The organism is Rhizobium sp. BK512, from assembly GCF_014194915.1.
Lineage (GTDB): Bacteria > Pseudomonadota > Alphaproteobacteria > Rhizobiales > Rhizobiaceae > Rhizobium.
Window position 1 is genome coordinate 487,558 of sequence record NZ_JACIAS010000007.1, and the last position, 10,853, is coordinate 498,410.

Consider the following 10,853-nt stretch of genomic DNA (forward strand, 5'->3'; position numbering starts at 1 on the left):
AGGTTGAAGATGCGGCCGGTTCTTCTGTCCGCACCAAGCGTTTGTTTCGGGGAGCTTGAGACGCAATGAGAGACCTTTCCGGCGGTCCGCGCGTATTGCTCAAGCGGCTGCGCGAATTGATGGCGGAGCCGCTGGAGCCGCAGGAGCGACTCGACCGGATCGTGCGCCAGATCGCCAGCAACATGGTGGCAGAGGTGTGCTCCGTCTACGTGCTGCGGGCTGACGGCGTTCTCGAGCTCTATGCGACAGAAGGTCTCAAAAAAGAAGCCGTCCACCTTTCGCAACTGAAGATGGGGCAGGGTCTCGTCGGCACGATCGCCGCATCGGCCCAGCCGCTCAATCTTTCCGACGCACAGTCGCATCCTGCTTTCCGCTACCTGCCGGAAACGGGTGAAGAGATCTATCATTCTTTCCTCGGTGTGCCGATTCTGCGGACCGGCCGCTCGCTCGGCGTTCTCGTCGTGCAGAACAAGGCGAGCCGCAATTATCGCGACGAGGAGCTGGAGGCGCTCGAAACGACGGCGATGGTTCTCGCCGAGATGATCGCGACCGGCGAACTGAAGAAGATCACCAAGCCGGGTCTCGAACTTGATCTCACCCGTTCGGTCACAGTCGACGGCGATACGTATAATGACGGCATCGGTCTTGGTTACGTCGTGCTGCACGAACCGCGCATCGTCGTTACCAATCTCCTTAATGAAGATGCGGAGAAGGAAATCCGGCGGCTGGCGGAAGCCATGGGTTCGCTCAGGATCTCGATCGACGACATGCTGTCGCGGCGCGATGTCTCCATGGAAGGTGAGCACCGCGAGGTGCTCGAAACCTATCGCATGTTCGCCCACGACCAGGGCTGGGTGCGCAAGCTGGAAGAAGCGATCCGCAACGGCCTGACGGCGGAAGCGGCGGTCGAGAAGGTCCAGAGCGACACCAAGGCGCGCATGATGCGCCTGACCGATCCGTATCTTCGCGAGCGGATGCACGATTTCGAAGATCTGGCGAACCGGCTGCTGCGCGTATTGACCGGTTATACAGGTCGCACGACGGCTGAAGGCTTTCCGACCGACGCGATCATCTTGGCGCGTGCCATGGGGGCGGCGGAGCTTCTCGACTACCCGCGCGCCAATGTGCGCGGCCTGGTGCTGGAAGAAGGCGCGGTGACGAGCCATGTGGTGATCGTTGCACGCGCTATGGGCATTCCGGTCATCGGCCAGGCGGCGGGTGTCGTCGCTCTTGCCGAAAATGGCGATGCCGTCATTATCGATGGTGACGAAGGGCATGTGCATATCCGACCAATGCCCGAGCATCAGCGCTCCTATGAAGAAAAGGTTCGCTTCCGCGCCCGCCGGCAGGAGCAGTTCCGGGCATTGCGTTCCGTCGAGCCGGTCACCCGAGATGGTCAGCGCATTCAGCTTCTGATGAATGCTGGCCTGCTGGTCGACCTGCCGCAGTTGGCGGAATCGGGTGCGGAGGGCATCGGTCTCTTCCGCACCGAGCTTCAATTCATGATCGCGTCAACCATGCCGAAAGCGGAAGAGCAGGAGATGTTCTACCGCAATGTGCTGAAGCAGGCGGCGGGCCGTGTCGTGACTTTCCGTACGCTCGATATCGGTGGCGATAAGGTCGTTCCTTACTTCCGCGGCCACGAGGAAGAGAATCCGGCGCTCGGCTGGCGCGCCATCCGCCTGTCGCTTGATCGTCCGGGGCTGTTGCGCACCCAGCTGCGCGCCATGCTGAAGGCTGCGGCAGGCGCCGAGCTGAAGCTGATGGTGCCGATGGTGACCGAGGTTTCTGAGCTCAGGCAGGTGCGCGAACTTCTGCAGAAGGAAGTGCAGCATCTTTCGCGTTTCGGCCATGGCCTGCCGCGCAAGCTGCAGTTCGGCGCGATGCTGGAAGTGCCGGCGCTGCTCTGGCAGCTCGACGAGCTGATGGATGCGGTCGATTTCGTCTCGGTCGGTTCCAACGATCTCTTCCAGTTCGCCATGGCGGTCGATCGCGGCAACGCGCGGGTGTCGGAGCGCTTCGATCCACTGGAACGGCCGTTCCTGCGGATTCTGCGCGATATCGTGCGCGGTGCCGATCGCAACAAGACACCGGTGACCCTCTGCGGTGAGCTGGCAGGAAAGCCGCTTTCGGCTATGGCGTTGCTGGGCGTCGGTTTCCGATCCATCTCCATGTCGCCGGCTTCGATCGGGCCGGTCAAGGCGATGCTGCTGGGCCTCGATGCCGAGGCTCTTACTAAGGCCGTTAATGAGGCGCTCGACGACCGAAATGCGACCGTGCCGATGCGCGAAGTGCTTGCCCGCTTCGCCGAGAGCCACAATATTCCCCTTTAGACATATATAAGAAGAATTGGAGCAAGGGGTGGCGAAGCTTCCCATTGAAAAGATGCGCGAGCTTGAGCGCCGGTTCGGCGAGATCGAAGCGCGCATGTCGGCCGGCCCTTCGGCCGATGTTTATGTAAAGCTCGCGTCCGAATATTCAGAGCTGCAGCCGGTCGTCACAAAGATCCGTGCCTATCAGAAAGCAGTCAGCGAACTTGCCGATCTGGAGGTGCTGCTCGAGGATAAGTCCGTCGATCGCGACATGCGCGAGCTCGCCGAACTCGAGCTGCCTGACGTGAAAGAGCGGATCGAGGCGCTGGAGAACGAAATCCAGATCCTGCTGCTGCCGAAGGATGCGGCCGATGAAAAGAGCGCGATCCTGGAAATCCGCGCCGGCACCGGCGGTAACGAGGCTGCGCTTTTTGCCGGTGACCTTTTCCGCATGTACGAGCGCTACGCGTCGACACATGGCTGGAAGGTGGAAGTGCTGTCGTCAAGCGAGGGCGAAGCCGGCGGCTTTAAGGAAATCATCGCTACAATCACCGGCAAAGGTGTCTTTGCCAAGCTGAAGTTCGAATCCGGCGTGCACCGTGTGCAGCGTGTGCCGGAGACGGAAGCCGGTGGGCGCATCCACACATCGGCGGCGACGGTTGCGGTCCTGCCCGAGGCCGAGGAGATCGATATCGAAATCCGGCCAGAGGATATCCGCATCGATACGATGCGCTCGTCGGGTGCGGGCGGCCAGCACGTCAACACGACGGACTCGGCGGTGCGTATCACGCACTTGCCGACAGGTATCGTTGTGACCAGCTCGGAAAAATCGCAGCACCAGAACCGCGCCAAGGCCATGCAGGTGCTTCGGTCGCGTCTTTACGATGCCGAGCGGCAGAGGGCCGATAGCGAACGGTCTGCCGACCGCAAAAGCCAGGTCGGATCCGGCGACCGTTCCGAGCGCATCCGCACCTACAATTTCCCGCAGGGTCGTGTGACCGACCATCGTATCAACCTGACGCTTTATAAACTCGACCGGATGATGATCGGCGAGATCGACGAAGTGGTGGATGCGCTGCTTGCCGATTATCAGGCGAGCCAGCTCGCGCAGCTTGGCGAACAGCAATGACCGCATCCGGGCCGACGGTTTCCGAAATGCTTGCCGAGGCCCGGCGCCGTTTCACGGAAGCCGGCATAGCTGATCCGCAGACCGATGCGCGGCTGCTGATTTCGGGATTGTTGAAGCTCTCGCCGACCGAGATGCTGACCGCAGGCCGTGACGTGGTTTCGGAAGAGCAGGCGGGAACCATCGGTCGGGCGATCGAAAGGCGGTTGAAACACGAGCCGGTGCATCGCATTCTCGGAGAGCGGGAGTTCTACGGCCTGCCGCTTTCGCTGTCCGCCGGCACGCTGGAACCGCGACCGGATACGGAAATCCTCGTCGATACGATCATTCCTTATCTGCGCGACCTTGCAAAGACGGAGGACAATCTCCACATCCTTGATCTAGGAACCGGGACCGGAGCGATTTGTCTTGCGCTCCTGAGTGAATGCCCGGAAGCATCAGGCATCGGCAGCGACATTTCGACCGATGCACTTGAGACGGCAAGATCAAACGCAGAAAGAAACGGATTGCAGGATCGATTCACGACCATTCGGTCGAACTGGTTCGAGAACATCCACGGGACGTTTCATGCGCTTGTCTCAAATCCGCCCTATATTGCTTCCAATGTTATTCACGATCTCGCTCCCGAAGTGACGAAATTTGATCCAGCTGCAGCTCTGGACGGCGGCTCGGATGGGCTTGACGCCTACAAAGCCATAGCAAAAGATGCCGGAAGGTTCGTACGGCCAAATGGGATCGTCGGACTTGAAATAGGCTATGATCAGCGAAACGATGTGACGGCGATCTTTGAAGCGGAAGGCTTCAAGTGCCTCAAATCCGTGAAAGACTATGGTCAGAATGACAGAGTGCTCGTGTTCTCGCCGGCATGACTGGCGACAAATTGCAGCATCGAACTGGACATTGTTGCTATTGCGAAGAAAAAGGCTTGGATTTCCCGAGGAAGCAATATAGGTTGCCCTCACGCGTTGGGCGCATAGGAATGAACGAGATTCGTTCGGTACTTGCTCAGCTTCGGGGGTCTGCTCTTTTAAACGAGAGTTTCAAAAGTTGAACACGACCCAATGCGTGAATCAGTCAAACTGACTTGAAGACAAGCGGCAGGTCGGCGCGAAGGCGCACTATGCTTGCGGCACGAAGGCCCTGATCCGGATAGACCGGTCTTGGCGGTTGGTGCCATGTATCCAATCACAAACAGAGAATTCAGGTGAACGATCGATGAGGCCAGGACAGCAGAACAAGCGCGGTCGAGGGCGTGGCAATAACAACAATAACAATGGCGGCGGCGGAAATAACAATAACAACAATTTCAACCGCAAGGGCGGCAATCCGCTGACCAGGACTTATGACAGTTCCGGTCCCGATGTGAAGATCCGCGGCACTGCCCAGCACATCGCTGAGAAATATGCGCAGCTCGCCCGTGACGCCCAGAGCTCCGGCGACCGCGTCATTGCCGAAAATTACCTGCAGCACGCCGAACATTACAACCGCATCATTGCCGCCGCGCAGGCGCAGATGCAGGAGCGCTTCCAGCGCGACGACCGCAACGACTATAATGATCGTGACAATGCGGACCGCGATGGTGACGATCTGGATACGGGTGACAATGACGATGTCGTCATCGTTCAGCCGCCGCACCAGCAGCAGCGAGAAGAGCGACAGCCGCAACGCGAAGAGCGTCAGCAACAGCGTGAAGAGCGTCAGCCGCGTGAACAGCGCCAGCCACGTGAACAGCAGCCGGCCGCACCGGTGCAGCAGGCGGAGGCCATCGACGGAACCGGACCGCAGCCGGAGATCGAAGGTATTCCGGCGGAAGTTGCCATGGAAGAAGAGGGTGGTGCAGCGCAGCCTGTTGAACGCCAGCCCCGTCGCCGTGCCGCAGGCGCCCGCCCCCGCCGTCCGCGCCGCTCCGCTGAAGGCGAAGCAGCAGGCGAAGAGGGCGCTTCCAGCGAGGCACCTGCTCTGGCCGAGGCAGCTTCGGAGTAAGCTCGTTTCAAATATCCATGGACCCGAGAAGCCGCCCCCTAGGCGGCTTTTTCTTTAGGGGCACGGGCCGCGTGTCACGCCGGATCATTCTCGCGCCTGTCTTTGCCCATCGCGGTTGGAACCCGACTTTCAGATCAAGCGAATCTGACCAGGCGGCAAAATTGGAGAGGTTTGCGAAGCGGCCTATGACGCGTGGTTTTTCCCGTGTCCCGCCCTTTAAACTCTCCGGATTCCCCACCATATCCACCTCAGTTTCGTTTGCCGCAAATCTCAATGGCGACAAACAAGGGCTTGCCTTTTGAGGGAGCTCAATCTCAATCATCGGTCTGTGCCTTATGAAGGGCAGGGCGATTCATGGAGGTGACATATGAATATCGAAAAATACTCCGAGCGGGTGCGCGGTTTCGTTCAATCCGCCCAGACCTATGCGCTTGCGCAGGGGCACCAGCAATTCACTGCGGAACATGTGCTCAAAGTCCTGCTCGATGACGATCAGGGCATGGCCGCTTCGCTGATCGAGCGCGCCGGCGGCGATGTAAAAGCCGCGCGGCTCGCCAATGATGCCGCGCTTGCCAAGCTGCCGAAGATTTCCGGCGGCAATGGTAACATCTATCTTGCCCAGCCGCTTGCCAAGGTCTTCTCCACTGCCGAAGAAGCTTCAAAAAAGGCCGGCGATAGCTTCGTGACGGTCGAACGTCTGCTGCAGGCACTGGCGATCGAAACCTCTGCCTCGACCTATCAGTCGCTGAAGAACGCCGGTGTGACCGCGCAGGCGCTCAATCAGGTCATCAATGAAATCCGCAAGGGCCGCACCGCCGATACAGCGAGCGCCGAGCAGGGTTTCGACAGCCTGAAGAAATATGCACGCGACCTGACAAGCGATGCCCGCGAAGGCAAGCTCGACCCGGTTATCGGCCGCGACGATGAAATTCGCCGTACGATCCAGGTTCTCTCGCGCCGTACCAAGAACAATCCCGTTCTGATCGGCGAGCCGGGCGTCGGCAAGACCGCGATCGTCGAAGGGCTTGCGCTGCGTATCGTCAATGGCGACGTGCCTGAGAGCCTGAAGGACAAGAAGCTGATGGCGCTCGACATGGGCGCCCTGATTGCCGGCGCGAAGTTCCGCGGCGAGTTCGAGGAACGCCTTAAGGCGGTGCTGAACGAGGTCCAGTCTGAAAATGGCGAGATCATCCTCTTCATCGATGAAATGCACACGCTTGTTGGCGCCGGCAAGGCTGACGGCGCGATGGATGCCTCGAACCTGCTGAAGCCGGCTCTTGCCCGTGGCGAACTGCATTGCGTCGGTGCGACGACGCTCGACGAATATCGCAAACATGTCGAGAAGGATCCGGCTCTTGCCCGCCGCTTCCAGCCGGTCATGGTCGAAGAGCCGACGGTCGAGGATACGATTTCGATCCTGCGCGGCCTGAAGGAAAAGTACGAGCAGCATCATAAGGTTCGCATCGCCGATGCCGCGCTGGTTGCCGCTGCGACCCTTTCCAACCGTTACATCACCGACCGTTTCCTACCGGACAAAGCTATCGACTTGATGGACGAGGCGGCTGCGCGCCTGCGCATGCAGGTGGATTCCAAGCCGGAAGAGCTCGATGAGCTCGACCGCCGCATCATCCAGCTGAAGATCGAACGCGAGGCGCTGAAGAAGGAAACCGATGTGGCTTCCGCCGACCGGCTGAAGCGGCTGGAAGGTGAACTGACCTCGCTCGAGGAAGAAGCGGATGCGTTGACAGCCCGCTGGCAGGCGGAAAAGCAGAAGCTCGGTCTTGCCGCTGACCTGAAGAAGCAGCTCGACGATGCCCGCAACGAATTGGCGATCGCCCAGCGCAAGGGTGAATTCCAGCGCGCTGGCGAGCTTGCCTATGGTGTGATCCCGGGTCTCGAAAAGCAGCTTGCCGATGCCGAAAGCAAGGAAGACAACAGCCGCAACGCGATGGTCCAGGAGGTCGTGACCCCCGACAATATCGCCCACGTCGTCTCCCGGTGGACCGGCATTCCTGTCGACAAGATGCTGGAAGGCGAACGCGACAAGCTGCTCAGGATGGAAGACGAGCTGGCGAAATCGGTGATCGGCCAGGGCGATGCGGTTCAGGCTGTATCCCGTGCCGTGCGTCGTGCCCGTGCAGGCCTTCAGGATCCGAACCGGCCGATCGGCTCGTTCATCTTCCTGGGCCCGACCGGTGTCGGCAAGACGGAACTTACCAAGGCGCTTGCCCGCTTCCTTTTCGACGACGAGACGGCAATGGTGCGCATGGATATGTCCGAGTATATGGAGAAGCACTCCGTTGCCCGGCTGATCGGTGCGCCTCCCGGCTATGTCGGCTATGACGAAGGCGGTGCGCTGACGGAAGCCGTCCGCCGCCGGCCCTATCAGGTCGTGCTGTTTGACGAGATCGAGAAGGCGCATCCCGATGTCTTCAACATCCTGCTGCAGGTGCTTGACGACGGTCGCTTGACTGACGGCCAGGGCCGGACGGTCGACTTCCGCAACACGATGATCATCATGACCTCGAACCTTGGTGCCGAATACCTGACGCAGTTGCGTGAGGGTGAGGACAGCGAGACTGTTCGCGAGCAGGTGATGGACGTGGTTCGCGGTCATTTCCGGCCGGAATTCCTGAACCGTATCGACGAGATCATCCTCTTCCATCGCCTGAAGCGTGAGGAAATGGGCGCGATCGTCGATATTCAGCTGAAGCGGCTGATTTCGCTGTTGTCCGAGCGCAAGATCGTGCTCGACCTCGATGAGGACGCCCGCAACTGGCTGGCGAACAAGGGATACGATCCGGTCTACGGCGCGCGTCCGCTGAAGCGGGTGATCCAGAAATTCGTCCAGGATCCGCTTGCCGAGCAGATCCTCTCGGGCCAGGTGCCGGACGGATCGACGGTGAAGATCACCAGTGGATCGGATCGCTTGTTGTTCCGGTCAAAACAGTCGGTGAACGAAGCGGCGTAAGGTTGCGTTGACGAGAATTGAAAATGGCGGCCTTCAGGCCGCCGTTTTTGTTTCTGCAGACGGAGGATTACTTGCTGGCGACCTGGTCCGACGCCGGCTGGTTGTTCAGCAGCGTGTCGATGCGTTTGCGCTCGTCCTCGAACTTGGCGAGTGCATCGCCCTGGAGCGACTTGCCGCCCGGCAGGCGAATGCGAAGCGGGTCGACCTTGGTGCCGTTGACGATCAGTTCGTAATGCAGATGCGGGCCGGTGGATTCGCCTGTCGTGCCCACCCAGCCGATGACCTGACCCTGTCGCACCTTTGCTCCGGGCACGATGCCCTTGGCGATGGCGCTCTGGTGGTTATAGGAGGATTCATAGCCATTGGCGTGGCGGACGATGGTTTGGTTGCCGTAGCCGCCGGAATCCCAGCCGGCTTTTTCGACCGTACCATTGCCGGCTGCGATGATCGCCGTTCCGCGCGGCGCTGCCCAGTCTACACCCGTATGCATGCGCGCGAAGCCGAGGATCGGATGGCGGCGCATGCCGAAGCCGGACTTGAAAATGCCGTTCGGGACAGGATTGCGCAACAGGAACTGCCGGATGCTCTTACCCTCCTGATCGAAGTAGTCGATCGTGCCGTCTTCCGGGTCCTGAAAGCGGTAGAAGCGCGTCAACGTATCGCCGAAGCGGGCGTTGACATAGAGAAGGTCGGAATCCTCGGTCGCCTGGCCGTTGCTGTCAGCCACCGAGAAGAAGGCTTCGAGGTAGTCCGTCGGCTTCAACTGCGCCTGGAAATCTACGTTGGCGGCAAGCAGCTTGATGATCAGCGCGGTCATATCCTTGGTCATGCCGTAGGAAAGGGCTGCGCGGTAAATGCCGTCGTAGACGCGCGGCAGATTCTGGCCGGCGGGCGGAGCGAAGGAATTGTCTTCGAAAGCGGTGGCGATCGCATCCAGCATCGGTGGTTCGCTGCCGGCCACGAAGCGGCCCTTGTCATCGAGGGCGACAGTGATGAGATGGCGCGTATTGCGATAGATGCTGGCCCGAATGATCTTCGCCTGCTCGCCCTTCTGAATGATACCGATGCGCAGGACGTCGCCCTTGGAAAGCGTATCGGTGCCGAGCACCGGGGTGATATAACCGGACATGCCATCTGCCTGTGGCTGCGGATAGCCGGAATCGGCGAGCGCCTTGGCAATTGTCGTGTCCTGGCGCACCGGCAGAATATCGTCGGCGAATTCCTCGGTCTGCGGTGTGATGGATTCCGGTGCCGAGACGGTCATATTCTGTTCGAGCACGCGTGCGGCAAGGCCGGCCGTCAAATCGACGTCATTGTCCTCGGCGGAGAAGCGGCGCGGATCCACATAGTAAAGGGCCGCGAGCTGGGCATTTCCATCCGTCAGAACGGATCCGTTGGAGCGGACGTTTTCCTCAACCTCGTCAAGCGACAGGCCAGGGGCCATGTTGAGATTGGATTTGCCGGTGGGGAAGGGGACGGTCTTCAATGCCACTTCGGATTCGACATCGGAGCCGTAGATTGCGCCGGTACGGCTTTGCGGTGCCGGCTGGGGCTCGTCGGCTGAGAAGATCGCCAGCGGATCGAAGTCCGGATAATCCTCAGTTGCCACGTGATTGGCAGCCAGCATCATCTTCACATGAGAGAAGGGCTGGCGGCGAACGACTTCCTTCTCGCCGTCATGGACAACGGTCGAGACCTCCATGATGGCACGGTCGGATGGTTTGGCGGCGATGACGGGGGCGATCAGACGACCGCCGCGGGTAACAGATGTATCCTGATGTGCGTCTGCCGATGCGCTTGCATAGGCTTCGGCCGGGATTGCCAGCTGCTGCCTGCCGTCGAGCGCAGCAAAGAGTGCGACACCCATGAGGATTGAAGAGGTAATGCCGGTGAGGAACGTGCCCGAAAGCCAGCGAAGCGAAACTTCGCGTCGGTCGGGCGCGCGTCGCCCGTCTGCCAGAAGCGGAGGCTCGCTGCCGAGCGAGCGGATCATCATTTTCTCCGTCATCATGGCAGTGGAGTTCGCATCCTTACATTCGATGTCGTTCTGAGCATCCGCGGGCCATCCTGGCTGGGGCGAAAGATGTGCATATTTTGGGCACTGAAGTCAAATCACACCGGGAATGGCACCTTACGTGCGCATGCCTGCGTGAATCCTGCGTGTTTCCTCTGACCAGCAGAATGTGATGATGTCGGGGCGAAGAGGGGCATAATCGTATCTTCCACAACAAAACCGACAAACAGTCATGTTTTTCAGGCTTTCCAGCGTGATCAGAATCCGGGAAATCGACGAATTCCAATGGCCTCTATAAAATCTCGTGAGAAAACAACAGGATACGAGAAAGATGATTTTTTTGAAAAAGGCCTGTTGACTGTTTCGGTGTGTGAGGATTATAAGCCCACTCACTGACGAGGGCGGCGGCGCTGCTGGCGACGAAGTCTCTCGTTCTAAAGAAATCAA

6 protein-coding genes are annotated in these 10,853 nt (G+C 59.7%); 5 read left to right on the top strand and 1 reads right to left on the bottom strand.

Going from position 1 to position 10,853, the window contains the following annotated elements; genetic code table 11:
* The first annotated feature begins 65 nt into the window (after positions 1-65).
* The 5 genes from ptsP (at position 66) to clpB (ending at position 8,392) form a co-directional block, all read left to right on the top strand.
* A complete protein-coding gene (ptsP, locus tag FHX06_RS25745) occupies positions 66-2,333 on the top strand; it encodes a phosphoenolpyruvate--protein phosphotransferase (protein WP_112545149.1) in 2,268 nt (755 codons plus the stop codon).
* 28 nt (positions 2,334-2,361) lie between these two features.
* Complete coding sequence (gene prfA / locus FHX06_RS25750) at positions 2,362-3,441, top strand: peptide chain release factor 1 (RefSeq protein WP_112545150.1); 1,080 nt, start codon at positions 2,362-2,364, stop codon at positions 3,439-3,441.
* Positions 3,438-4,307: a peptide chain release factor N(5)-glutamine methyltransferase gene (prmC, locus tag FHX06_RS25755; RefSeq protein ID WP_112970913.1), complete on the top strand. Its 870-nt coding sequence runs from the start codon at positions 3,438-3,440 to the stop codon at positions 4,305-4,307. Before prfA ends, prmC begins: the two co-directional genes overlap by 4 nt.
* Positions 4,308-4,653: 346 nt before the next feature.
* Positions 4,654-5,421: a DUF4167 domain-containing protein gene (locus FHX06_RS25760; RefSeq protein WP_112970914.1), complete on the top strand. Its 768-nt coding sequence runs from the start codon at positions 4,654-4,656 to the stop codon at positions 5,419-5,421.
* 367 nt (positions 5,422-5,788) lie between these two features.
* The gene (gene clpB, locus FHX06_RS25765; RefSeq protein ID WP_183881290.1) at positions 5,789-8,392 is read left to right on the top strand and encodes an ATP-dependent chaperone ClpB; all 2,604 of its coding nucleotides are present in this window, start codon (positions 5,789-5,791) and stop codon (positions 8,390-8,392) included.
* 67 nt (positions 8,393-8,459) lie between these two features.
* Here the strand turns inward: clpB and FHX06_RS25770 are convergent, their stop codons facing one another.
* Complete coding sequence (locus FHX06_RS25770) at positions 8,460-10,403, bottom strand: M23 family metallopeptidase (RefSeq protein ID WP_113017251.1); 1,944 nt, start codon at positions 10,401-10,403, stop codon at positions 8,460-8,462.
* Between the last annotated feature and the right edge of the window lie 450 nt (positions 10,404-10,853).

What these genes read in the sequence shown, in the direction of transcription:
- FHX06_RS25760 (WP_112970914.1), top strand. Translation starts at nt 4,654, where the DNA reads ATGAGGCCAGGACAGCAGAACAAGCGCGGTCGAGGGCGTGGCAATAAC.
- prmC (WP_112970913.1), top strand. Translation starts at nt 3,438, where the DNA reads ATGACCGCATCCGGGCCGACGGTTTCCGAAATGCTTGCCGAGGCCCGG.
- ptsP (WP_112545149.1), top strand. Translation starts at nt 66, where the DNA reads ATGAGAGACCTTTCCGGCGGTCCGCGCGTATTGCTCAAGCGGCTGCGC.
- clpB (WP_183881290.1), top strand. Translation starts at nt 5,789, where the DNA reads ATGAATATCGAAAAATACTCCGAGCGGGTGCGCGGTTTCGTTCAATCC.
- FHX06_RS25770 (WP_113017251.1), bottom strand. Translation starts at nt 10,403, where the DNA reads ATGATGACGGAGAAAATGATGATCCGCTCGCTCGGCAGCGAGCCTCCG.